We start from the raw sequence: 23,404 nt of genomic DNA, 5'->3' as shown, positions 1-23,404 counted from the left end.
TGGGAGGGTGTGCGGTATGTACGGGATGCTGCTGACGGTGGCCGTGGCGGTCGTGGTGGCCGCCGTGGCCATGGGCGTGACCGGGGCCGTGACGGGGTGGGTGCCGCCGTACGGACGCGGGCGGATCCCGCGGCCGAGGCTGTACGGGTACGGCACGCTGGCGGCCGGTGCCGGGCTCGGCGGTTCGGTGTCGCTGGGCTCGTACGACGGGTCGGAGACCGGGTACGCCGTCCTCGCGCTGGGCAGCATGGCGTGCTTCGCGGCGGGCCTGTTCGTACAGGTGCTGGCCCAGCGGCCGGGGCGGGCACGGCAGTCCACGCCCGCCCCCTGACCGCCCGTCGTCAGCCGGTACGGCGGCGGATCTTCGACCCCAGCCACACCAGCGGGTCGTACTTGCGGTCCACCGCGCGCTCCTTCAGCGGGATCAGGGCGTTGTCCGTGATGTGGATGCCCTCGGGGCAGACCTCCGTACAGCACTTGGTGATGTTGCAGTAGCCGAGGCCGTGCTCGTCCTGCGCGGTGGTCTTGCGGTCCAGGCCGGACTCGGCGGCGGCGTCCAGCGGGTGCATGTCGAGTTCGGCGACCCGCATCAGGAAGCGGGGGCCCGCGAAGGCCGCCTTGTTCTCCTCGTGGTCCCGGACCACGTGACAGGTGTCCTGGCACAGGAAGCACTCGATGCACTTGCGGAACTCCTGCGAGCGGTCCACGTCCTCCTGCATCATCCGGTACTCCCCGGGACCGAGGTCCGCGGGCGGCACGAAGGACGGGATCTCCCGCGCCTTGGCGTAGTTGAAGCCGACGTCCGTCACCAGGTCGCGGATGACGGGGAAGGCCCGCAGCGGGGTCACGGTGATCGTCTCGTCGCGGGTGAACACCGACATCCGGGTCATGCACATCAGCCGGGGCCGCCCGTTGACCTCCGCCGAGCACGAACCGCACTTGCCCGCCTTGCAGTTCCAGCGGACGGCGAGGTCGGGCGCCTCGGTGGCCTGGAGGCGGTGGATGATGTCGAGGACCACCTCGCCGTCGTTCACCTCGACCTCGAAGTCCGCCAGGCCACCGCCCTCGGCGTCCCCCCGCCACACCTTGAAGTGGGCGTCGTAGCTGCTCATTCGTACAGCTCCTCTTCGGCGAGGTACTTGACCAGCTCCTCCTTGTCGAAGAGGGCGAGCAGGTCCTGGCGGACGGGTTCGGTGGTCTCCCGGGTGAGGGCGACGGCGTCGTCGTCCGTGAGCGCGCACAGCAGGTTCAGGGGTCGCCAGGCCCGGTCCATGCCGGGGAAGTCCTCCCGGGTGTGGCCGCCGCGCGACTCGGTGCGCTCCAGCGCGGCCCGCGCCACGCACTCGCTGACCAGCAGCATGTTCCGCAGGTCCAGGGCGAGGTGCCAGCCCGGGTTGAACTGGCGGTGCCCCTCCACGCCGGCCCGCGCGGCCCGCTCCCGCAGCTCGGCCAGGGCCCGCAGGGCCTGCTCCATCTCCGCCTCCCGGCGGATGATGCCGACCAGGTCGTTCATGGTGCGCTGGAGCTCCTGGTGCAGGGTGTACGGGTTCTCGCCGGTCACCGAGAAGGGCCGCAGCGCCTCCTCGGCCGCCGTGTCCACCTGGGCGTCGTCCACGACCGGCCGTGCCCCGGTCAGGCCCTGGGCGTACTCGGCGGCGTGCCAGCCCGCCCGGCGCCCGAACACCAGCAGGTCGGAGAGCGAGTTCCCGCCGAGCCGGTTGGAGCCGTGCATCCCGCCCGCGACCTCACCGGCCGCGAACAGCCCCGGCACCCCGCGCGCGGCGGTCGTGTCGGAGTCGACGGCGATACCGCCCATCACGTAGTGGCAGGTGGGCCCGACCTCCATCGCCTCCGCGGTGATGTCGACGTCCGCCAGCTCCTTGAACTGGTGGTACATCGACGGCAGCCGCCGTTTGATCACCTCGGCGGGCATCCGCGTCGACACGTCCAGGAAGACCCCGCCGTGCGGGGAGCCGCGGCCCTCCTTCACCTCGGAGTTGATGGCGCGGGCCACCTCGTCCCGGGGCAGCAGTTCGGGCGGGCGGCGGTTGTGGTCGGGGTCGTCGTACCAGCGGTCGGCCTCGTCCTCGGTCTCGGCGTACTTCTCCTTGAAGACGTCCGGGACGTAGTCGAACATGAACCGTTTGCCGTCGCTGTTGCGGAGCACCCCGCCGTCGCCGCGCACCGACTCGGTGACCAGGATGCCCTTCACGGACGGCGGCCAGACCATGCCGGTCGGGTGGAACTGCACGAACTCCATGTTCAGCAGGGGCGCGCCCGCGAGCAGGGCCAGCGCGTGGCCGTCTCCGGTGTACTCCCAGGAGTTCGAGGTGACCTTGAAGGACTTGCCGATGCCGCCGGTGGCGATCACCACGGAGGGCGCCTCGATCACGAGGAAACGGCCCGACTCACGCTCGTAGGCGAAGACCCCGCAGACCCGGTCGCCGTCCTTGAGAACGCGGGTGACCGTGCACTCCTGGAAGACCCTGAGCCCCGACTCGTAGTCGCCGGTCTCCCTGTGGTCCTGCTGCTGGAGGGAGACGATCTTCTGCTGGAGGGTGCGGATCAGCTCCAGGCCGGTGCGGTCGCCGACGTGGGCGAGGCGCGGGTACTCGTGGCCGCCGAAGTTGCGCTGCGAGATCCGGCCGTCCTTCGTACGGTCGAACAGCGCGCCCCAGGTCTCCAGTTCCCACACCCGGTCCGGCGCCTCACGGGCGTGCAGCTCGGCCATCCGCCACTGGTTGAGGAACTTGCCGCCGCGCAGGGTGTCCCGGAAGTGGACCTGCCAGTTGTCGTGCTCGTTGGCGTTGGCCATGGCCGCGGCGATGCCGCCCTCCGCCATCACCGTGTGCGCCTTGCCGAACAGCGACTTGCAGATCACGGCCGTACGGGCGCCCCGCTCGCGCGCCTCGATGGCGGCGCGCAGTCCGGCGCCGCCCGCCCCGATCACGACGACGTCCCACTGCTGTCGCTCCACCACGGTCATCAGAAGAACCTCGGATCGTCGAAAGCGCCGGACGCGACGAGATACACGTAGAAGTCGGCGAGCGCCACGCTCACCAGGGACGCCCAGGCCAGGGCCATGTGGTGGTCGTTGAGCCGGCCCACCCACCGCCACATGCGGTAGCGCACGGGATGCTTGGAGAAGTGCTTCAGCTGGCCGCCGACGATGTGGCGGCAGGAGTGGCAGGAGAGGCTGTACGCCCAGATGAGGACGATGTTGACGAGGAACACGAGGGTGCCGAGGCCCATGTGGCCCCACTCGTAGTCCTCGTCGCGGAAGGCGAGCACCGTGTCGTAGGTGAGGACGCCCGCGACCAGGAACGCCGCGTAGAAGAAGTACCGGTGGAGGTTCTGGAGGACCAGCGGGAAGCGGGTCTCGCCGGTGTACTTGCGGTGCGGTTCGGCGACCGCGCAGGCGGGTGGCGAGGCCCAGAAGCCGCGGTAGTACGCCTTGCGGTAGTAGTAGCAGGTCAGCCGGAAGCCGAGCGGGAAGACCAGGATGAGGATGGCGGGGGACAGGCCCCACCAGCCACCGAAGAGCTCCCAGTTCGGGCCCGCCCGCATCGGTTCGCAGTTCTCCGCCAGACAGGGGGAGTAGAAGGGCGAGACGTACGGCGCCGCGTAGTAGTCGGCGTTCACGAAGGCCCGCCACGTCGAGTACACGATGAAGGCGAGCAGGCCGAAGGTGGTGGTGGCCGGGGCCAGCCACCAGCGGTCGGTCCGCAGGTGGGGGGCGGCGATGGCGGCGCGGGTGGCGGACCGTACACCGGCGCCGGGCGGATGGGGTTCTGTCGTCGGGGGTTCCGTACCAGTGGCCAAGTCTTGACTCCGGTCGGGTCGGCTCTACGGCTGGGCGGCGCCGCGGTTCACGGCGCGTGTCGGTTGCGGGCGCCGAGGCCCTCGTCGTCCGAGTCGGTCCACAGGGCGCTGTCGTAGGGCGCGTCGGAGATGGTGACCAGCTCCTGGCGCCGGGTGCTGCCCGGTGTGGCCGCCCCCTCGCGCAGCAGTGCCACGCTCTCGCGCAGGTGCGCGCAGTCGGCGCGGACCCGGCGGATGTCCACTCCGCCGCTGCCCAGTTGCTGTTCCAGTCGGCTCACCGACCTCATCAGGTCGTCGAGACAGCGCTGGACCGAGTCGAGCTCGTCGTGCACGGACATGACGTGACCTCACTTCCGTCGGCCTGGCGGCCGTGGGCGGCAACGTTCAGGTGACGTTCATGCGCCTGCGAGTGTTGCGCGTCACACCGGCCGGTGGGAAGGGACGTGCACCGATTGGCTGGGGCCCGCGGGTGCACGGGCGGTGTGGTTGCGCCGTACGGGTGAGGTTGGCGGGGGCTGTCGCCGTGTCGCCGTCCGCTGCTGAACCCTTTCCTCTTCAGTAGGCCGCCATAGATGTGATCAGCTCCATATACCGCCGTATACCGTCTTAAACCGCCAAAGTGATCGTCATGCCCGTGACCTCCGGAGGTAACCAGAGATGTCCCAGTACGGCGTCGGACTGCGCGCGGTCACGCGCTCGGCCGTCCTCCTCACCGCGGGCGCCCTCGTGGTCCCGGGTCTCGCCGGGTGCGGCTCCCCGGACCCCGCCGGAAAACCGCTGGCCGGACCGGACACCGCGCCCGCCGCCCGGGACCGGATCGCCGACGGCGGCACCCTGCGATGGGCCGTGGACGCCGTGCCGGAGACGCTGAACGCCTTCCAGGCCGACGCCGACGCGGGCACCACGCGGGTGGCGCAGGCGGTGCTGCCGACGCTGTACCGGACGGGGGAGCGGGGGCGCCCGGAGATCAACCCCGACTATCTGGAATCAGCCAAGATCGTCGAGACCGAGCCCCAGCAGGTCGTCCTCTACAAGCTCAACCAGCAGGCCGTCTGGAGCGACGGACGCGAGATCGGCGCCGCCGACTTCGCCGCGCAGTGGCGGGCCCTGTCCGGCAAGGACAGCGCCTACTGGACCGCCCGGAACGCCGGGTACGAGCGGATCGCGCGGATCGAGCGCGGCGCCAGCGACCTGGAGGTCAAGGTCACCTTCAGGCGGTCCTACGCCGACTGGAAGTCGCTGTTCTCCCCGCTGTACCCCAAGGAGGTCATGGGGACGCCGGACGCCTTCAACGAGGGGGCGCGGCGCACGCTGAAGCTGACGGCGGGGCCGTTCGTCCTGAAGAAGGTCGACCGCGCGGACGACGAGGTGCGCCTCGCCCGCAACCCGCGCTGGTGGGGGCGGCCCGCGAAGCTCTCCGGGATCGTGCTGCGCGAGGTGCCGCGCGGGAAGCGGGCCGCCGCGCTGACGGCGGGCCGGATCGACGTCGCGGAGATCGACGCGGCGACGGCCGGAAGGCTCGGGCGGCGCGGGGGCGCCGTGGAGGTGCGCAAGTCCCTGGAGCCCGCGTTCACCCAGCTCGCCCTGAACGGCGCCGGGGGCCCGCTGGCCGACGAGCGGGTGCGCAGGGCCGTCGCGCGGGCGCTGGACCGGCGGGAGCTGGCCCGTGTCGTCCTCAAGCCGCTGGGGCTGCCCGCGAAGCCGGTCGGCAGCCATGTCGCGCTCTCCGGCCAGGCCGCCTACGCCGACGGCAGCGGGGCGCTCGGCGGCCAGGACACCGAGGAGGCCCGGGCCCTGCTGGCGGACGCGGGGTGGGAGCCGGGGAAGGTGAAGGAAGAGAAGGGCGAGAAGGGCGAGAAGGGCGAGAAGGCGGAGAAGAAGGGCGAGAAGGGCGAGAAGGCCGCGGGCTCCAAGCAGGGCCAGGGCGACGACGGAGATGACGGAGATGACGGGGACGACGACGGCACCTACATCGTCGGCCAGGACGACAAGGGCCGGGGCGGCGACGAGGACCTCGCGCAGGACGGCAAGCAGCACCTGAAGCCGGGCGGCGCCCCGGGCGCCTACGCGCCGAAGGGCACGGCCGCGCCCGCCAGGTCGGCGCCGGGCCCGCTGGCCAAGGACGGCAAGGCGCTCTCCCTGCGCTTCGTGCTGCCGTCCGGTCCGGGCACCCAGACGCTGGCGACGGTCGCGGAGCGGATCCGGCGGATGCTGGACCGGGTCGGCATCCGCACCGAGGTGTCCAAGGTCGGGGAGCAGAGCTACTTCAAGGACCACATCGCGTCCGGCGAGTACGACCTCGCCCTCTACTCCTGGCCCACGTCGCCCTTCCCCGCGACCGACGCCCGGCCGATCTACGCCAAGCCGGTGCCGGCGGCGGACGGCTCCCTGAACGTCGAGCAGAACTACACCCGCGTCGGCACCGACCAGGTCGACCAGCTCTTCGAGCAGGCGGTCGGCACCCTCGACGAGGGCGAGTCCCGCGCCCTGCTCCGCAAGGCCGACGCCCGCATCTGGGCGGCGGCGGGCTCCCTCCCCCTCTACCAGCGCCCCCAGCTGGTCGCCACCCGGACCGGCCTCGCCAACGTCGGCGCCTTCGGGATGGGAACGCCGGTGTACGAGGACATGGGGTTCCTGAGGAAGAAGTCGGGAAGCCGCTCGGAGAAGCCGTCGGGAAAGCCGTCGGGAAAGCCGTCGGAACAGGTGTCCACCAGCCCGTCCCCGTCCCGTTCGTAGCCCCCCGCCGCCCCTCCGCGCGGCCCCTTGCCCGGGCGCCCCGTACCATGGGATAAGGCCGAGGCGTGTCAAGCCCGGCAGGGTGCGCGTATCGCAGACCTACGCGCAGCCCTCCTCACCACCCCGGGAGTACGCCGCACTATGGCTGTGACTGCAACGCGTCACGACATCCGCAACGTCGCCATCGTCGCCCACGTCGACCACGGCAAGACCACGATCGTGGACGCCATGCTCAAGCAGGCCGGTGCCTTCGCCGCGCACCAGCTCGACACGGTCGACGACCGCATGATGGACTCGAACGACCTGGAGCGTGAGAAGGGCATCACGATCCTCGCCAAGAACACGGCGGTGAAGTACCACCCGAAGGCCGGTGGGGACCCGATCACGATCAACATCATCGACACCCCCGGCCACGCCGACTTCGGCGGCGAGGTCGAGCGCGGGCTGTCGATGGTCGACGGTGTCGTCCTGCTCGTCGACGCCTCCGAGGGCCCGCTGCCGCAGACCCGGTTCGTGCTCCGCAAGGCGCTCCAGGCGCGGCTGCCCGTCATCCTGTGCATCAACAAGACGGACCGGCCGGACGCCCGTATCGACGAGGTCGTGAACGAGGCGTACGACCTGTTCCTCGACCTGGACGCCGACGAGGACCAGATCGAGTTCCCGATCGTCTACGCCTGCGGCCGGGACGGCATCGCCTCGCTGACCAAGCCGCAGGACGGCACGGTCCCGGCGGACAGCGACAGCCTGGAGCCGTTCTTCTCGACGATCCTGGAGCACATCCCCGCGCCGACGTACGACGCGGACGCCCCGCTCCAGGCGCACGTCACCAACCTGGACGCCGACAACTTCCTCGGCCGTATCGCGCTGCTGCGCGTCCAGCAGGGCGAGCTGAAGAAGGGGCAGACGGTCGCGTGGATGAAGCGCGACGGCTCCGTCCACAGCGTGCGCATCAGCGAGCTGATGATGACCGAGGCGCTGACCCGCAAGCCCGCCGAGAAGGCCGGGCCCGGCGACATCTGCGCCGTGGCCGGCATCCCGGACATCATGATCGGTGAGACCCTCGCCGACCCGGAGAACCCGATCGCGCTCCCGCTGATCACGGTCGACGAGCCCGCGATCTCGATGGTGATCGGTACGAACACCTCGCCGCTGGTCGGCCGGGGCGGCACCGGCAAGGGCGCCGACAACAAGGCGGTCGTGAAGGACCGCAAGGTCACCGCCCGCCAGGTGAAGGACCGGCTCGACCGGGAGCTGATCGGCAACGTCAGCCTCCGGGTGCTGGACACCGAGCGGCCCGACGCCTGGGAGGTGCAGGGGCGCGGTGAGCTGGCCCTGGCCATCCTCGTCGAGACCATGCGCCGGGAGGGCTACGAGCTGACCGTCGGCAAGCCCAAGGTCGTCACCAAGGAGGTCGACGGCAAGGTCCACGAGCCGGTCGAGCGGATGACGATCGACGTGCCCGAGGAGCACATGGGCGCCGTCACCCAGCTCATGGGCGTCCGCAAGGGCCGGATGGACAACATGTCGAACCACGGCTCCGGCTGGGTCCGCATGGAGTTCGTCGTGCCCTCGCGCGGACTGATCGGTTTTCGGACGGAGTTCCTCACCCAGACCCGGGGCACCGGCATCGGCCACTCGATCCACGAGGGCTTCGAGCCGTGGTTCGGGCCGCTCCAGACCCGGAACAACGGCTCCCTCGTCGCCGACCGCTCCGGCGCCGTCACGGCGTTCGCGATGACGAACCTCCAGGAGCGCGGCGTGCTCTTCGTGGAGCCCGGCACCGAGGTGTACGAGGGCATGATCGTCGGTGAGAACTCCCGCTCCGACGATATGGACGTGAACATCACCAAGGAGAAGAAGCTCACCAACATGCGGTCGTCCACGGCCGACGTGACCGAGTCGATCGTCCCGCCGCGCAAGCTGTCGCTGGAGCAGTCCCTGGAGTTCTGCCGCGACGACGAGTGCGTGGAGGTCACCCCGGAGGCGGTTCGCATCCGCAAGGTGAGCCTGGACGCCCGCGAGCGCGCCCGCGCCGCGAGCCGCGCCAAGCACGGCTGACGCGCCCCGGCGCGACGACCCGGCCCCCCGCCGCGGGAGCCGGGTCGTCGTGGTGCTCGCGAAAGGGTCACGGAACGGCCTCGGAAGGGCACCGGAAGGGCTTCTGAGGTCGAGAGATGACAGTTGAACCACGCTGTTCGGATATCGGTATGGCTGCGCTCAAGTTTCGGACATGTAAACCTGCAAAATGTCCGGTTCGACGGGAACTGTCGATTATCGATCGCACCTGTCAAGCGCGCCAAGGTGTCAATCTTTGCAATTTTTGCTCAAAAAAAGCTCGGTAGGGAGATCCCTATGTCTTCTGCCCTTGACGCGCGTTGATGCGTTTGGCGAAAGTTCCCCCAAACCACAGAACCTGCCGGTATCTGTGCTGCGCTCAACTCTCCAACCCCCCGGGGGAAGAACACACATGACCAGTCCGACGAAGGCCGAGGGCTCCGGGTCCGCGGTCGCCTTGGACCCAGAGCTCGACGCGACCTCCGAGGTCGCCGAGGGCCCCAAGAAGCTTGAGGGTCGCTCTCCCGGGCAGTTGATGTGGCAGCGCTTCAGGCGTGACCGTACAGGGATGTTCTGCGCGGGCGTAGTGATTTTCTACTTCGTCATCGCGCTCTGCGCGCCGCTGCTCACCTCGATCAGCGGCACGGACCCGTACACCCTGTACGGCCAGGACCCGACGTACGCGGACAAGCCCATCCTGGACGACTTCGGGCTCCCGCTCGGCTACTTCGGCGGCATGTCCGCCGACCACTGGTTCGGCGTGGAGCCGCAGTACGGCCGCGACCTCTTCGCCATGCTGGTGTACGGCATGAGGACGTCGCTCTTCATGGCGCTGGGCGTGTCGGTCCTGCTGACCGTCACGGGCGTGATCATCGGTCTGATCGGCGGCTACTTCGCCGGCCGCACCGACTACTGGCTGGGCCGGATCACGGACTTCTTCCTGTCCTTCCCCTCCCAGCTGTTCTTCATCGCCTTCATGCCCGTGGTGACCTCGTTCTTCGTGGACCCGCAGGAGGAGACGCCCACGTACTTCCGGGCGCTGGCGATCCTCATCGTGCTGTGGGTCCTGGGCTGGATGGGCATGGCCCGCCTCGTGCGCTCGGTGGTGCTGGCACTGCGTGAGCGGGAGTTCATCGAGGCCGCCAAGGTCTCGGGTGCCTCACCGGGCCGGATCATCCGCAAGGAGGTCCTGCCGAACATCGTCACGCCGGTGCTGGTGCAGTTCACGTACCAGCTGCCCAGCACCATCCTGACCATCGCCTTCCTCTCCTTCGCGGGCGTCGGCTTCGTCGAGCCCACCCCGGACTGGGGGCGGCTGTTCGCCGCTGGCGCTCAGTACACCCAGCAGGATGCCGCGTTCATCTTCTTCCCGGGTGTGGCGCTGGTGATCTTCGTCCTGTGCTTCAACCTCCTCGGAGACTCGGTACGGGACGCCTTCGACCCCAAGTCCGGGCGCTGACCCGTCCATTGGTGGGGGGTGGCTGCCGCCCCCGCGTCGGCCTACCAGCCGCGTCAGGCAGTACTCATGGATAACAACCGACAGGTAGGTGCATTCACCGCTATGAAGTCGTTCACCTCGCGCAGAGCGCGCGCCGCGCTGGTCGCCATCGCGGCCGGGTCCCTCGCGCTCACCGGCTGCTCTGAGAACACCGGCGACACCGGCAAGGACAAGAGCGAGAAGCAGGAGAAGGCCAAGGAGCAGCAGGAGGGCGTCGCGTACCTGGACGCCAAGGCCTCCACCGGTCCGGCCGAGAAGGTCCCCGGGGCCAAGCCGGGCGGCACCATCACGGTCTACCAGGAGTCCGGCCTCTCCCACATGGACCCGGGCCAGATCTACGTCTCCGACGCGGGTCAGTTCGCCAACCTGGTCTTCCGTGGTCTGACCAACTTCGAGGAGGACGGCAAGGGCGGCGTCGCCGTCGTGGGTGACCTCGCGACCGACTCCGGCAAGGCGTCCGACGACAACAAGACCTGGACGTACACGCTCAAGGACGGCATCAAGGACGAGAACGGCAACGAGATCACCTCGGCCGACATCCGTCACACCGTCGAGCGCCTCTACGCCGAGTTCATCTTCGACGGCCCGACCTACCTCCAGAACTGGCTGAGCGGCGCGGACTACCGCAAGGCCCTGCCGGACGGCGGCTTCGGCAAGAAGCACCTGCCGGACTCGGTCCTGGAGACGCCGGACGACAAGACGGTCATCTTCCACTTCGACACCCCGCGTCCGGACCTGCCGATGACGCTGGCGATGCCGGGCTACTCCGTGGTTCCGGAGGAGACCGACACCAAGGCGAAGTACGACACCGCCCCGGTCTCCCTCGGCCCGTACAAGATCGCGGAGTTCAAGGCGGGCAAGACCCTCAAGCTCGTCAAGAACGAGAACTGGGACCCGAACACCGACTCCGTCCGCCACCAGTACGTGGACGGCTTCAACTTCCAGTTCGGCATCACCGAGTCGTCCCAGACCAAGCGTCTGATCGCCAGCAACGGCGACTCCGCGAACGCCATCCAGTTCACCGGCAGCGTCGACGCCACCCAGATCCAGGACGTCATAGGCGACCCGAAGGTCGAGAGCCGCACCATCAAGGGCTACCAGCCCTACGTGATGCAGCTGACCTTCAACCTGGACCGCGTCAAGAACAAGGCCGTCCGTGACGCCGTCACCTACGCGGTGAACTCCAAGTCCCTCATCGCCGGTGAGGGTGGCGCCTACGGTGGTGACGTCGCCCCGAACCTGTTCGCCCCGACCCTGCCGGGCTACGACGCCACGTACGACCCCTACGGCCGTCTGAAGATGCCCGCGGGCAACATCGAGAAGGCCAAGGAGCTGCTCGCGGACGTCCCGGCGTCCGAGAAGAAGCTCGTCTTCGCCTACGCCAACTCCGAGGCGGGCCAGAAGCGCAAGGTCGCCATCGAGGACGCGCTGGGCAAGGTCGGCATCGACGTCGTCTCCAAGGAGATCGACGCCGCGAGCTACTACGAGCAGATCGGCAAGCTCGCCAACCCGTACGACATGTACATCACCGGCTGGGGCCAGGACTGGCCGTCCGCCGCGACGGTCATCACCCCCATCTACGACGGTGACCAGGTCGCCGACGGTGCCTCGAACTACGCGCACATCAACGACCCCAAGGTCCAGGGGCTGATCACGAAGGCCCTGACCGAGCAGCCCGAGCAGGCCGCCAAGACCTGGGAAGAGGCCCACAAGTACATCCTGGAGGAGGTCAACCCGGCCGCTCCGCTGTGGTACACCAAGCAGCTCCAGCTGTTCGGCTCGAACATCGGCGGTGCCCGCTACAGCACTGAGTCCAGCTACATGGACGTCACCCGACTGTTCCTGAAGTCGTAACTCTCTACGGCTGTTCGCGGGGGCGCGCACCAGGCGGAGCGCGTCCCCGCGGTTCCGTGAACCCGTCCACCGTCTCCGCAGAGAGCAGCCCCCCGCCATGCTTCAGTTCATCATCCGGCGCTCGGTCGGTGCCCTCGTCACCTTGTTCCTGATCGGCGCCGCCACCTTCTTCCTCTTCGTCGCCGCGCCGTCCGACTACGCCTCCCTGGCCTGTGGCAAGGACTGCTCGCCCGCGCGACTGGAGGACATCCGGCACGCCCTCGGCCTCGACCAGCCGCTCGCCACGCAGTTCTGGGACTTCATGTCGGGCATCGTGGCCGGGCGCGACTTCCCGCAGGGCGACTGCCCCGCGCCGTGCCTGGGCCGGTCGTTCTTCTACAACGACAACGTCACCTCGATCATCATGGACCGGTTCCCGCTGACCCTGTCCCTGACGGTCGGCGCCCTGCTCGTCTTCCTCGTCCTCGGCATCGGCGCGGGCATGATCGCCGCCTACCGGCGCGGCACCCTGGTGGACAAGACCGCCACGGGCGCCTCCATGGTGCTCAGCTCCTTCCAGATCTACTTCCTCGGCCCGATCGTGCTGCTGATCTTCGTCTACAGCACCGGCTGGGTGGAGAACCCGAAGTACATCCCGTTCACCGAGGACCCGGCGGGCTGGCTCGGCGGGCTGTGGATCCCCATGGCCGTCATGGCGACCATCTTCACCGGCCAGTACACCCGTATGGCGCGCTCCTCGATGATCGAGCAGCTCCAGGAGGAGCACGTGCGCACCGCCCGCGCCAAGGGCATGGGCAAGAAGTACGTCTTCTTCCGCTACGCCTGGCGCGGCTCGCTCATCCCGATCGTGACCATCCTCGGCATCGACCTGAGCGCCCTGCTCGGCGGCGGTGTCGTCACCGAGCTCACCTTCGACCTCCAGGGCATCGGCCGCCTCGCGGTGACCGGCGCGATCACGAAGGACCTCCCGCTGACGATGGGTGTCATGCTGGTCGGAGCCTTCTTCATCCTGCTGCTGAACATCCTCGTCGACATCGCGTACGCCTGGATCGACCCGCGCGTCCGGCTCTCCTAGGAAGAACCCACCACCGTGACCACACTGACCAAAACCGAGGACGCCCCGGCCCCGACCGGGTCCGAGAGTTTCCTCTCGGTCCGTGACCTGCGGGTGCGGTTCTCCACCGAGGACGGCATCGTCAAGGCCGTCGACGGGCTCTCCTTCGATGTCGAGCGCGGCAAGACCCTCGGCATCGTCGGCGAGTCCGGCTCCGGGAAGTCCGTCACCAACCTGACGATCCTGGGCCTGCACAACCCGCGGACCACCACCATCGACGGCGAGATCGTCCTCGACGGGCAGGAGCTCGTCACCGCCAAGGAGAAGGAGCTGGAGAAGCTCCGCGGCAACAAGATGGCGATGATCTTCCAGGACCCGCTGACGGCGCTGTCGCCGTACTACACGGTGGGACGGCAGCTCGCCGAGCCGTACATGAAGCACACCGGCGCCTCCAAGAAGGAGGCCAAGGACCGGGCGATCCAGATGCTGGAGAAGGTCGGCATCCCGCAGCCCAAGGTGCGCTTCGACGACTACCCGCACCAGTTCTCCGGCGGTATGCGCCAGCGCGCGATGATCGCCATGGCGCTGATGTGCGACCCGGACCTGCTGATCGCCGACGAGCCGACCACCGCGCTCGACGTGACCGTGCAGGCGCAGATCCTGGACCTGCTGAAGGACCTCCAGCAGGAGTTCGGCTCCGCGATCGTCTTCATCACCCACGACCTCGGCGTCATCGGCAACATGGCCGACGACCTGCTGGTGATGTACGCGGGCCGGGCGGTGGAGCGCGGCTCCGTCAGGGAGGTGCTGCGCACGCCGAAGCACCCCTACACCTGGGGCCTGCTCAGCTCGATGCCGCGCCTCGACGGCGACATCGACCAGGAGCTGACGCCGATCCCGGGCAGCCCGCCGTCGCTGCTCAACCCGCCCACCGGCTGCCCGTTCCACCCGCGCTGCGCCTACCGCGACAAGGTGCCGGGCAACCAGTGCACCGACGCCCGGCCGTCGCTCGGCGAGGGCCGCGCCGCCGCCTGCCACCTCACGGCTGAGCAGAAGCAGACCATCTTCATCGACGAGATCCAGCCCCGGCTGCGCTAGGGAGAGACCGAGATCATGAGCGAGAACCTCACCCTCCCCGCACAGCAGGGCGCCTCCGCCACCTCCACGGAACCCCTGCTGGAGGTCAAGGGGCTGACCAAGCACTTCCCGATCTACGGCGGCTTCCCGATCAAGCGCAGGGTCGGGGCCGTCCAGGCCGTCGACGGCGTCGACCTGACCGTGGGCGTGGGCGAGAGCGTCGGTCTGGTCGGTGAGTCCGGCTGCGGCAAGTCCACGACCGGGCGGCTGATCACCCGGCTCCTGGAGCCGACGGCGGGGCAGATCACGTACGCCGGGAACAACATCACCAAGGCCACCCGTCGGCAGCTGGCGCCGGTGCGGTCCGAGATCCAGATGATCTTCCAGGACCCGTACTCGTCGCTGAACCCCCGGCAGACCGTCGGCTCCATCATCAAGGCGCCGATGGAGGTCAACGGGATCAACCCGGACGGCGGCCGGGAGAAGCGCGTCCGGGAGCTGCTGGAGCTGGTCGGCCTCAACCCCGAGCACTACAACCGCTTCCCGCACGAGTTCTCCGGCGGTCAGCGCCAGCGCATCGGCGTGGCCCGCGCGCTCGCCCTGAACCCGAAGCTGATCGTCGCGGACGAGCCGGTCTCGGCCCTGGACGTGTCGATCCAGGCGCAGGTGGTGAACCTGCTGCAGAAGGTCCAGGAAGAGCTGGGCATCGCGTTCGTCTTCATCGCCCACGACCTGGCGATCGTGCGGCACTTCTCGCAGCGCGTGGCCGTGATGTACCTCGGCAAGGTGGTCGAGGTCGGCGACCGGGACTCCATCTACAACCACCCCCGGCACCCGTACACCCACGCCCTGCTGTCCGCCGTCCCCGAGGTCGCCATGGACGACGAGACGGAGCAGCGTGAGCGCATCCGCCTCTCCGGCGACGTGCCCTCGCCGATCCACCCGCCGTCCGGCTGCCGGTTCCGCACCCGCTGCTGGAAGGCGCAGGACAAGTGCGCCACGGAGGAGCCCCCGCTGGTCCAGATCTCCGGCAACCGCGACGGTCACCTGACCGCCTGCCACTTCCCGGAGGACCCGATGACCGGGACCCACGGCACGGACGTGATCATGGACCCCGCGCTCAAGGCCCTGGAGTCCGAGGGCTAGACCCCGAAGGCCCGCTGACGCGACGGAGCCCGGCCCACCCGGCCGGGCTCCGTCGCGTCAGCGCGCCCGTCGCGCCCGTCATCCATCCGGCCCGACACCACATGCGCTATGCCCTCTTCGCACCGATATTGGCCGTTAACGGTTCAGTGCCCCGGCGCTGACGTACGGCGATACGAGGAGGGACTCCATGCGTGGAGCCAGGCACGCCAGATGGGCCGCGTGCGCGGTCGCCGCGGGCCTTGTGGCGACGGCCTGCGGGGGCGGCGACGACGGCGGCGGTGGCGGAGGCGACTCGGGCGCCGTGCTCGCCTCGTCCTGGGGCGACCCGCAGAACCCGCTGGAGCCCGCCAACACCAACGAGGTGCAGGGCGGCAAGGTCCTCGACATGCTCTTCCGCGGCCTGAAGAAGTACGACCCGGACACCGGCGAGGCCAAGGACATGCTCGCCGAGAAGATCGAGACGTCCGACTCGCAGAACTTCACCGTCACCGTCGAGGACGGCTGGACCTTCAGCAACGGCGAGAAGGTCACCGCCCAGTCCTTCGTCGACGCCTGGAACTACGGCGCCAGCCTGAAGAACAACCAGCGCAACGCCTACTTCTTCAGCTTCATCGAGGGCTACGACGAGGTCCACCCGGAGGACGGCGGCAAGCAGACCGCCGACACCCTCTCCGGCCTGGAGGTCACCGGCGAGCGGACCTTCAACGTCAAGCTCAACCAGAAGTTCTCCACCTTCCCCGAGACCCTCGGGTACAACGCCTACGTCCCGCTGCCCAAGGCGTTCTTCGACGACCACGACGCCTGGCTGAAGAAGCCCGTCGGCAACGGGCCGTACCAGGTCCAGTCGTACACCCGCGGCTCGAAGATGTCCCTGCGCAAGTGGGAGGACTACCCCGGCGACGACGAGGCGCAGAACGGCGGCGTCGACCTGAAGGTCTACACCGACAACAACACCGCCTACACCGACCTGCTCGCCGGGAACCTCGACCTCGTCGACGACGTGCCCGCCGCCCAGCTGCGCAACGTCCAGAACGACCTCGGCGACCGGTACATCAACACCCCCGCCGGGATCATCCAGACCCTCGCCTTCCCGTTCTACGACAGCGACTGGGGCCAGGACGGACTGGAGGACGTCCGCAAGGGCCTGTCCCGGGCGATCGACCGCGAGCAGATCACCGAGACGATCTTCCAGAAGACCCGCACCCCCGCCAAGGACTGGACCTCCCCGGTCCTCGGCGAGGACGGCGGCTTCGACCCCGAGCTGTGCGGGGAGCTGTGCGAGTACGACCCCGGCGAGGCGAAGAAGCTGATCGAACAGGGCGGCGGGCTCCCCGGCGGCCAGGTCAAGATCACCTACAACGCCGACACCGGCTCCCACAAGGAGTGGGTCGACGCGGTCTGCAACTCCATCAACAACGCCCTCGACAACGACCGCGCCTGCGTCGGCAACCCCGTCGGCACCTTCGCCGACTTCCGCAGCCAGATCACCGACCAGAAGATGAGCGGGCCGTTCCGCGCGGGCTGGCAGATGGACTACCCGCTGATCCAGAACTTCCTCCAGCCGCTCTACTACACCAACGCCTCGTCCAACGACGGCAAGTGGAGCAACGAGAAGTTCGACGACCTGGTCGACCAGGCCAACGCCGAGTCCGACACCGCCAAGGCCGTCGACCTCTTCCAGCAGGCCGAGGAGGTCGTCCGGGACAACATGGCCGCCATCCCGCTCTGGTACCAGAACGGCAGCGCGGGCTACTCCGAGCGCCTCTCGAACGTCAAGCTCAACCCGTTCAGCGTCCCGGTCTACAACGAGATCAAGGTCGGCTGAGAGGGGGCGGCGATGGGACGCTACGTCGTCCGGCGGCTGCTCCAGATGATCCCGGTCTTCATCGGGGCCACGCTGCTGATCTTCCTGATGGTGAACGTGATGGGCGACCCCATCGCGGGCCTCTGCGGCGACCGGCAGTGCGACCCCGCGACCGCGGCCCAGCTGCGCCACGAGTTCGGCCTCGACAAGCCGGTGTGGCAGCAGTACCTGACCTACATGGGCAACGTGTTCACCGGCGACTTCGGCACCGCCTTCAACGGGCAGCCGGTGACCGAGCTGATGGGCACGGCGTTCCCGGTCACCATCCGGCTCACCGTGGTGGCGATCCTCTTCGAGATCGTCATCGGGATCACCCTCGGAGTCGTCACCGGCCTGCGCCGCGGCCATCCCGTCGACACCGGGGTGCTGCTGGTCACCCTGGTCGTCATCTCGGTCCCCACCTTCGTCACCGGCCTGCTGATCCAGCTGCTGCTCGGCGTGAAATGGGACTGGATCAAACCGTCGGTGTCGTCGGAGGCCACCTTCGACGAGCTGATCGTGCCGGGGCTGGTGCTGGCCTCCGTCTCCCTGGCGTACGTCACCCGGCTGACCCGCACCTCCATCGCGGAGAACCGGCGCTCCGACTACGTCCGCACCGCCGTCGCCAAGGGCCTGCCCCGGCGCCGGGTCATCACCCGGCACCTGCTGCGCAACTCCCTCATCCCCGTGGTCACCTTCATCGGCGCCGACGTCGGCTTCCTCATGGGCGGCGCGATCGTCACCGAGCGGATCTTCAACATCCACGGCGTCGGCTACCAGCTCTACCAGGGCATCCTGCGCCAGAACACCCAGACCGTCGTCGGCTTCGTGACCGTCCTCGTCCTCGTCTTCCTGGTGGCCAACCTCATCGTCGACCTCCTGTACGCCGTACTCGACCCGAGGATCCGCTATGCCTGAGCCGCCGCGCGAACCGGACAACGCCATCGCCTCCACCGGGCAGGGCGGCGCGATGGACCTGGGCCTGGACGAGGCCGAGACCCTGGAGCGCACCCCGGGCGGGCCGCTCGGCACCGGCCCCCAGGAGAAGCCGCGCTCGCTGTGGTCCGACGCCTGGCACGACCTGCGCCGCAACCCCGTCTTCATCGGCTCCGCGCTGGTCATCCTCTTCCTGGTCGTCATCTCCCTGTGGCCCTCCCTGATCGCCTCCGGCAACCCGCTCAAGTGCGACCTGGCGAGGGCCCAGGAGGGCTCCCAGCCGGGCCATCCGTTCGGCTTCAACGGGCAGGGCTGCGACGTCTACACACGGACCGTCTACGGGGCCCGTACGTCCGTCGCGGTGGGCGTCCTGTCCACGCTCGGGGTGGCGGTCCTGGGCAGCGTCCTGGGCGCCCTCGCCGGGTTCTTCGGCGGGCTCGGGGACGCGTTCCTCTCCCGGATCACCGACGTCTTCTTCGCCATCCCCGTCGTCCTCGGCGGACTCGTGCTGCTCTCGGTGGTCACCAGCAACACCATCTGGCCCGTCATCGGGTTCATCGTGCTGCTCGGCTGGCCGCAGCTGTCCCGCATCGCCCGCGGCTCCGTCATCACCGCCAAGCAGAACGACTACGTCCAGGCCGCCCGCGCCCTCGGCGCCTCCCACTCCCGGCTGCTGCTGCGGCACATCGCGCCCAACGCCGTCGCCCCGGTGATCGTCGTCGCCACCATCGCGCTCGGCACGTACATCGCCCTGGAGGCCACCCTGTCGTTCCTGGGGGTCGGACTGCGCCCGCCCAGCGTCTCCTGGGGCATCGACATCTCCGCCGCCTCCCCGTACGTCCGCAACGCCCCGCACGCCCTGCTGTGGCCCTCGGGGGCGCTGGCGGTCACCGTGCTCGCGTTCATCATGCTCGGCGACGCGGTGCGCGACGCCCTCGACCCGAAGCTGAGGTGAGCCGTGCTCCTCGACGTACGTGACCTGCACGTGGAGTTCCGCACCCGGGACGGCGTCGCCAAGGCCGTCAACGGCGTCAGCTACCAGGTGGACGCGGGCGAGACCCTCGCCGTGCTCGGCGAGTCCGGCTCCGGCAAGTCCGTCACCGCGCAGGCCATCATGGGCATCCTCGACATGCCGCCCGGCCGGATCACCGGCGGCGAGGTCGTCTTCCGGGACCGGGACCTGCTGAAGCTGAAGGAGGAGGAGCGCAGGAAGGTCCGCGGCGCCGAGATGGCGATGATCTTCCAGGACGCGCTCTCCGCCCTCAACCCGGTGATCCCGGTGGGCGACCAGCTCGGCGAGATGTTCACCGTGCACCGCGGCATGTCCCGCAAGGACGCGCGGAGCAGGGCCGTGGAGCTGATGGACCGGGTGCGCATCCCCGCCGCCCGCGAGCGCGTACGGCAGTACCCGCACCAGTTCTCCGGCGGGATGCGCCAGCGCATCATGATCGCGATGGCGCTCGCCCTGGAGCCCAAGCTGATCATCGCCGACGAGCCCACCACCGCCCTCGACGTCACCGTCCAGGCCCAGGTCATGGAACTCCTCGCGGAGTTGCAGCGCGAGTACCACATGGGCCTGTTCCTGATCACCCACGACCTCGGCGTGGTCGCGGACGTCGCGGACCGGATCGCGGTGATGTACGCGGGCCGCATCGTGGAGTCGGCCCCCGTCCACGACATCTACAAGGCCCCCGCCCACCCCTACACCCGGGGCCTGCTGGACTCCATCCCGCGCCTGGACCAGAAGGGCCAGGAGCTGTACGCCATCAAGGGCCTGCCGCCCAGCCTGCTCCACATCCCGCCGGGCTGCGCCTTCCACCCGCGCTGCCCGCTCGCCCGGGACGTCTGCACCACCGACGAACCACCGCTGTACGAGGTCGAGGGCGCCCCGGGCCGCGGCAGTGCCTGCCACTTCTGGAGGGAGTGCCTGCATGGCTGAGCCCATCCTGGAGGTGAGCGGCCTGGTCAAGCACTACCCGCTCACCCAGGGCATCCTCTTCAGGAAGCAGGTCGGCGCGGTCAAGGCCGTCGACGGCGTCGACTTCCAGCTCGCCCGCGGCGAGACCCTCGGCATCGTCGGGGAGTCCGGCTGCGGCAAGTCCACGGTCGCCAAGATGCTGGTCAGCCTGGAGAAACCGACCGCCGGGACGATCCGCTACAAGGGCGAGGACATCACCCACCTCTCCGGCCGCGCCCTGAAATCCGTCCGCCGCAACATCCAGATGGTGTTTCAGGACCCGTACACCTCCCTCAACCCCCGGATGACCGTCGGCGACATCATCGGGGAGGCGTACGAGATCCACCCCGAGGTGGCCCCCAAGGGCGACCGGCGCAAGCGCGTCCAGGAGCTGCTGGACGTCGTCGGCCTCAACCCGGAGTACGTCAACCGCTACCCGCACCAGTTCTCCGGCGGCCAGCGCCAGCGCATCGGCATCGCCCGCGGCCTCGCCCTGCGCCCGGAGATCATCGTCGCCGACGAGCCGGTCTCGGCGCTGGACGTGTCGGTGCAGGCCCAGGTCATCAACCTGATGGACCGCCTGCAGAACGAGTTCGACCTGTCCTACGTCTTCATCGCCCACGACCTGTCCATCGTCCGGCACATCTCCGACCGGGTCGGGGTGATGTACCTCGGCCGCATCGTGGAGACCGGCACGGACACCGAGATCTACGACCACCCGACCCACCCCTACACCCAGGCGCTGCTCTCCGCGGTGCCGGTGCCCGACCCGGTGGCGCGGGAGCACCGGGAGCGGATCATCCTCGCCGGTGACGTGCCGTCACCCACCAAGATCCCGTCCGGCTGCCGCTTCCGCACCCGCTGCTGGAAGGCGCGCGAGCGGTGTGTGGTGGAGGTCCCGGCGCTGGCGGTCCCGGAGGTGTTCCAGGGCGCGCGGGGCCCGGCCGTCCACGACTCGGCCTGTCACTTCGCGGAGGAGAAACGGGTCGTCCCCCCGGAGACGCCGGACGAGTAACACGGAGGCAACTCCCGCGACCCGGTTCCGATATACGGACGCGGCAGTCTGTGGAGCGTACGGCCGTGCGGGTGCCGTAAACGGGCCGGGGTACGCCATGTCACCCCGGCCCGTTGCCCTTTTTGCGCCTCAACCGGCGCCGCTCTCGCGGAGCCGGCTGGTCTCTCGTCGTGGTTGCCCAATTGATCAGGTAACTCTTCGGCGCGAACCCCGGCCTTCAGGCCGGGGATAGCCGATGGTTGCGGTGCTCCGTGGAGTGACTTCCGCTAGCCCAGGTTGAGGGCGCGGCGGAGGAAGTCCAGCTGGAACAGCAGCAGGTTCTCCGCGACCTCCTCCTGGGGGGTCATGTGGGTGACGCCGGAGAGCGGGAGCACCTCGTGCGGGCGTCCGGCGGCCAGCAGGGCCGAGGACAGCCGCAGGGAGTGGGCGACCACCACGTTGTCGTCCGCCAGGCCGTGCACGATCATCATCGGCCGGTGCGGCCCGGCCGCGTCGACCAGGCCCGCGTCGTCGATCAGGGAGTTGCGCCGGTAGACCTCGGGCCGCTCGTCGGGGTGGCCGAGGTAGCGCTCCTGGTAGTGGGTGTCGTACAGCCGCAGATCGGTGACCGGGGCGCCGACCACCGCCGCGTGGAAGACGTCGGGGCGGCGCAGCGCGGCCAGCCCCGCCAGGTAGCCGCCGAAGGACCAGCCGCGGATGGCGACCCGGGTGAGGTCGAGCGGGTGCTCCGCGGCGAGCGCCTGGAGCGCGTCGACCTGGTCCTGGAGGACGACCGCCGCGAGGTCGTCCTTGATCGCCTTCTCCCAGGCGGGGGAGCGGCCGGGGGTGCCGCGGCCGTCCGCGACGACCACCGCGAACCCCTGGTCGGCGAACCACTGCGACGTGAGGTGGGCGTTGTGCGCGGCCACCACGCGCGAGCCGTGCGGGCCACCGTAGGGGTCGAGGAGGACGGGCAGCGGGGTGTCACCGGCGTAGTCCCGAGGCATAAGCACGGCGCACGGGACGCGGCGTGCGCCCCCCTCGGTGAGCGTGATGCGCGGGGACAGACCAGGATCTTCGGCGTACGAGGGGACAGTGGCCATCTGCTTGCCCTCCCGCAGCACCCGCACCCGCGCCCCCGCCCACTCCAGGGAGTGCGACACCAGCACGGTCACGTTCCCCGAGCGCGCCGCCGAGTGCACCCCCGGCTCCTGCGACACCCGCTCCCACCCGAGTTCGTTCACCCGGTACACATGGGTTTCGCCAATCTCGGGAGCCGCCGCCTCCGCGCCCGCCGACGCCGAGACCAGCACGTCGTCGTCCGACACGTCGAGCACCGCACGGACGTGCAACTGCGGTCCGGTCAACGGTCGTTCACCGACCGCCAGTACCCGTGCGCCGCCCTCGTCGGCGATCCTGACCAGCTGCCCGGAGGGCGTCCAGCACGGCACCCCGGGGAAAAGATCAAGCCAAATCGGATCTTCGTCGGCGTGCACCATCCGGGTCGCCCCGGTGTCCGGGTCGACGGCCAGGTACAGCTGGCTGCACTGGTCACGCGCCTGTACGAGCAGCAGTGGGGCACCCGCCGCTGACCAGTGCACTCGGGCCAGATACGGATAGCGGGCGCGGTCCCAGGCCACCTCGGTGCGGGTCCCGTCCAGGCCGATCACCAGCAGCCGCACCTCCGCGTTGGGGGTGCCCGCGGCCGGGTACGGGACGTGTTGTGGATCACGCTCCGGTCGGGCTGGATCAGAGATCCACCACCGTCGCACCGGCGTGTCGTCCACCCGCGCCACCAGCAGCCGGTCCGACTCCGGGGACCACCAGAACCCCCGCGAACGCGCCATTTCCTCCGCGGCGATGAACTCGGCCAGACCGTAGGAGACCCCCTCCGCCTCCGGCTCGGCCAGCGCCCGGTCGCCCTCGCCCTCCGCGCCGACCACCCGCAGCGCGCCCCCCGCGACATACGCGACATGCCGCCCGTCGGGCGCCGGACGCGGGTCGATCACCGGCCCCGCGACGGGGAGTTCACGCGCCGTACCGGCCCGCAGCTCGGCCGTGAAGAGCCGCCCTGACAAGGCGAAAGCCGCCAGTTCCACGGCCGTGTCGGTGGCGTAGCCGACGATCCCGGCACCGCCCTCACGACTGCGTTCGCGGCGCGCCCGCTCCTCGGGCGGCAGGTCCTCGTCGGCGCCGCCGAGCAGGGCGCGCGGGTCGGCGGCCGGGCGCTCCCGGCCGTCCGCGACGTCCAGGACCCAGAGGGAGTTGGCCCGGTCGGAGCCGGAGGGGGAGCGCAGGAACGCGACACGGGAACCGTCGGGAGCCACCGTGAACGAACGCGGCGCGCCGAGCGTGAAGCGCTGGGTGCGGGCGTGCCGTCGGGGGAAGGAATCAGGCGCCATCGTCATGCCCTGACCATATTGGCCATGCGC

18 protein-coding genes are annotated in these 23,404 nt (G+C 69.5%); 13 read left to right on the top strand and 5 right to left on the bottom strand.

What is annotated here, in order from left to right:
- The first annotated feature begins 16 nt into the window (after positions 1–16).
- A complete protein-coding gene (locus tag ABZ659_RS13205; RefSeq protein ID WP_360217598.1) occupies positions 17–331 on the top strand; it encodes a hypothetical protein in 315 nt (104 codons plus the stop codon).
- 10 nt (positions 332–341) lie between these two features.
- Here the strand turns inward: ABZ659_RS13205 and ABZ659_RS13200 are convergent, their stop codons facing one another.
- The 4 genes from ABZ659_RS13200 to ABZ659_RS13185 are packed head-to-tail and all read right to left on the bottom strand — an operon-like array spanning position 342 to position 4,160.
- Positions 342–1,112, bottom strand: coding sequence for a succinate dehydrogenase/fumarate reductase iron-sulfur subunit (locus tag ABZ659_RS13200; RefSeq protein WP_360217595.1), 771 nt, complete (start codon positions 1,110–1,112; stop codon positions 342–344).
- A complete protein-coding gene (locus ABZ659_RS13195; protein ID WP_360217592.1) occupies positions 1,109–2,986 on the bottom strand; it encodes a fumarate reductase/succinate dehydrogenase flavoprotein subunit in 1,878 nt (625 codons plus the stop codon). The genes ABZ659_RS13200 and ABZ659_RS13195 overlap by 4 nt, the downstream gene beginning before the upstream one ends.
- Positions 2,986–3,822 carry a hypothetical protein gene (locus ABZ659_RS13190; RefSeq protein ID WP_360217589.1) on the bottom strand — a complete coding sequence of 279 codons (837 nt, stop codon included), beginning with the start codon at positions 3,820–3,822 and terminating at the stop codon, positions 2,986–2,988. Before ABZ659_RS13190 ends, ABZ659_RS13195 begins: the two co-directional genes overlap by 1 nt.
- Before the next feature lie 47 nt (positions 3,823–3,869).
- The gene (locus tag ABZ659_RS13185; RefSeq protein WP_360217586.1) at positions 3,870–4,160 is read right to left on the bottom strand and encodes a hypothetical protein; all 291 of its coding nucleotides are present in this window, start codon (positions 4,158–4,160) and stop codon (positions 3,870–3,872) included.
- Between the two features lie 319 nt (positions 4,161–4,479).
- Between ABZ659_RS13185 and ABZ659_RS13180 the strand changes: the two genes are divergently transcribed.
- The 12 genes from ABZ659_RS13180 to ABZ659_RS13125 all read left to right on the top strand — a co-directional run bounded on the left by ABZ659_RS13180 (position 4,480) and on the right by ABZ659_RS13125 (position 20,993).
- The gene (locus ABZ659_RS13180; protein WP_360217583.1) at positions 4,480–6,558 is read left to right on the top strand and encodes an ABC transporter family substrate-binding protein; all 2,079 of its coding nucleotides are present in this window, start codon (positions 4,480–4,482) and stop codon (positions 6,556–6,558) included.
- 141 nt (positions 6,559–6,699) lie between these two features.
- Positions 6,700–8,616 (top strand): translational GTPase TypA, encoded by a 1,917-nt coding sequence (gene typA / locus ABZ659_RS13175; protein ID WP_360217580.1) that lies wholly within the window; start codon positions 6,700–6,702, stop codon positions 8,614–8,616.
- Between the two features lie 409 nt (positions 8,617–9,025).
- Positions 9,026–10,072, top strand: coding sequence for an ABC transporter permease (locus ABZ659_RS13170; protein WP_360217577.1), 1,047 nt, complete (start codon positions 9,026–9,028; stop codon positions 10,070–10,072).
- A gap of 102 nt (positions 10,073–10,174) precedes the next feature.
- Entirely contained in the window at positions 10,175–11,965 is a 1,791-nt protein-coding gene (locus tag ABZ659_RS13165) for an ABC transporter substrate-binding protein (protein WP_360217574.1), read from the top strand.
- Between the two features lie 97 nt (positions 11,966–12,062).
- Complete coding sequence (locus tag ABZ659_RS13160; protein ID WP_360217571.1) at positions 12,063–13,040, top strand: ABC transporter permease; 978 nt, start codon at positions 12,063–12,065, stop codon at positions 13,038–13,040.
- A gap of 15 nt (positions 13,041–13,055) precedes the next feature.
- The gene (locus tag ABZ659_RS13155; protein ID WP_360217568.1) at positions 13,056–14,117 is read left to right on the top strand and encodes an ABC transporter ATP-binding protein; all 1,062 of its coding nucleotides are present in this window, start codon (positions 13,056–13,058) and stop codon (positions 14,115–14,117) included.
- Between the two features lie 15 nt (positions 14,118–14,132).
- Positions 14,133–15,242: a dipeptide ABC transporter ATP-binding protein gene (locus tag ABZ659_RS13150; protein WP_360217565.1), complete on the top strand. Its 1,110-nt coding sequence runs from the start codon at positions 14,133–14,135 to the stop codon at positions 15,240–15,242.
- Positions 15,243–15,429: 187 nt separating this feature from the next.
- Positions 15,430–17,067: an ABC transporter substrate-binding protein gene (locus tag ABZ659_RS13145; protein WP_360217562.1), complete on the top strand. Its 1,638-nt coding sequence runs from the start codon at positions 15,430–15,432 to the stop codon at positions 17,065–17,067.
- Positions 17,068–17,079: 12 nt separating this feature from the next.
- Entirely contained in the window at positions 17,080–18,003 is a 924-nt protein-coding gene (locus tag ABZ659_RS13140; RefSeq protein ID WP_360217559.1) for an ABC transporter permease, read from the top strand.
- The gene (locus ABZ659_RS13135; RefSeq protein ID WP_360217556.1) at positions 17,996–18,976 is read left to right on the top strand and encodes an ABC transporter permease; all 981 of its coding nucleotides are present in this window, start codon (positions 17,996–17,998) and stop codon (positions 18,974–18,976) included. The genes ABZ659_RS13140 and ABZ659_RS13135 overlap by 8 nt, the downstream gene beginning before the upstream one ends.
- A 3-nt stretch (positions 18,977–18,979) precedes the next feature.
- The gene (locus ABZ659_RS13130; protein ID WP_360217552.1) at positions 18,980–19,960 is read left to right on the top strand and encodes an ABC transporter ATP-binding protein; all 981 of its coding nucleotides are present in this window, start codon (positions 18,980–18,982) and stop codon (positions 19,958–19,960) included.
- Positions 19,953–20,993: a dipeptide ABC transporter ATP-binding protein gene (locus ABZ659_RS13125; protein WP_360217549.1), complete on the top strand. Its 1,041-nt coding sequence runs from the start codon at positions 19,953–19,955 to the stop codon at positions 20,991–20,993. The genes ABZ659_RS13130 and ABZ659_RS13125 overlap by 8 nt, the downstream gene beginning before the upstream one ends.
- A 266-nt stretch (positions 20,994–21,259) precedes the next feature.
- Here the strand turns inward: ABZ659_RS13125 and ABZ659_RS13120 are convergent, their stop codons facing one another.
- A complete protein-coding gene (locus ABZ659_RS13120) occupies positions 21,260–23,380 on the bottom strand; it encodes a prolyl oligopeptidase family serine peptidase (protein WP_360217546.1) in 2,121 nt (706 codons plus the stop codon).
- Between the last annotated feature and the right edge of the window lie 24 nt (positions 23,381–23,404).

The organism is Streptomyces sp. NPDC006997, assembly GCF_040635175.1.
Classification (GTDB): Bacteria; Actinomycetota; Actinomycetes; order Streptomycetales; family Streptomycetaceae; genus Streptomyces.
Note: the sequence above shows the minus strand (reverse complement) of the source record. Positions and strands in the feature narration are given on the sequence as shown.

What these genes read in the sequence shown, in the direction of transcription:
- ABZ659_RS13205 (WP_360217598.1), top strand. Translation starts at nt 17, where the DNA reads ATGTACGGGATGCTGCTGACGGTGGCCGTGGCGGTCGTGGTGGCCGCC.
- ABZ659_RS13200 (WP_360217595.1), bottom strand. Translation starts at nt 1,112, where the DNA reads ATGAGCAGCTACGACGCCCACTTCAAGGTGTGGCGGGGGGACGCCGAG.
- ABZ659_RS13195 (WP_360217592.1), bottom strand. Translation starts at nt 2,986, where the DNA reads ATGACCGTGGTGGAGCGACAGCAGTGGGACGTCGTCGTGATCGGGGCG.
- ABZ659_RS13185 (WP_360217586.1), bottom strand. Translation starts at nt 4,160, where the DNA reads ATGTCCGTGCACGACGAGCTCGACTCGGTCCAGCGCTGTCTCGACGAC.
- ABZ659_RS13180 (WP_360217583.1), top strand. Translation starts at nt 4,480, where the DNA reads ATGTCCCAGTACGGCGTCGGACTGCGCGCGGTCACGCGCTCGGCCGTC.
- typA (WP_360217580.1), top strand. Translation starts at nt 6,700, where the DNA reads ATGGCTGTGACTGCAACGCGTCACGACATCCGCAACGTCGCCATCGTC.
- ABZ659_RS13170 (WP_360217577.1), top strand. Translation starts at nt 9,026, where the DNA reads ATGACCAGTCCGACGAAGGCCGAGGGCTCCGGGTCCGCGGTCGCCTTG.
- ABZ659_RS13165 (WP_360217574.1), top strand. Translation starts at nt 10,175, where the DNA reads ATGAAGTCGTTCACCTCGCGCAGAGCGCGCGCCGCGCTGGTCGCCATC.
- ABZ659_RS13160 (WP_360217571.1), top strand. Translation starts at nt 12,063, where the DNA reads ATGCTTCAGTTCATCATCCGGCGCTCGGTCGGTGCCCTCGTCACCTTG.
- ABZ659_RS13150 (WP_360217565.1), top strand. Translation starts at nt 14,133, where the DNA reads ATGAGCGAGAACCTCACCCTCCCCGCACAGCAGGGCGCCTCCGCCACC.
- ABZ659_RS13145 (WP_360217562.1), top strand. Translation starts at nt 15,430, where the DNA reads ATGCGTGGAGCCAGGCACGCCAGATGGGCCGCGTGCGCGGTCGCCGCG.
- ABZ659_RS13140 (WP_360217559.1), top strand. Translation starts at nt 17,080, where the DNA reads ATGGGACGCTACGTCGTCCGGCGGCTGCTCCAGATGATCCCGGTCTTC.
- ABZ659_RS13135 (WP_360217556.1), top strand. Translation starts at nt 17,996, where the DNA reads ATGCCTGAGCCGCCGCGCGAACCGGACAACGCCATCGCCTCCACCGGG.
- ABZ659_RS13125 (WP_360217549.1), top strand. Translation starts at nt 19,953, where the DNA reads ATGGCTGAGCCCATCCTGGAGGTGAGCGGCCTGGTCAAGCACTACCCG.
- ABZ659_RS13120 (WP_360217546.1), bottom strand. Translation starts at nt 23,380, where the DNA reads ATGACGATGGCGCCTGATTCCTTCCCCCGACGGCACGCCCGCACCCAG.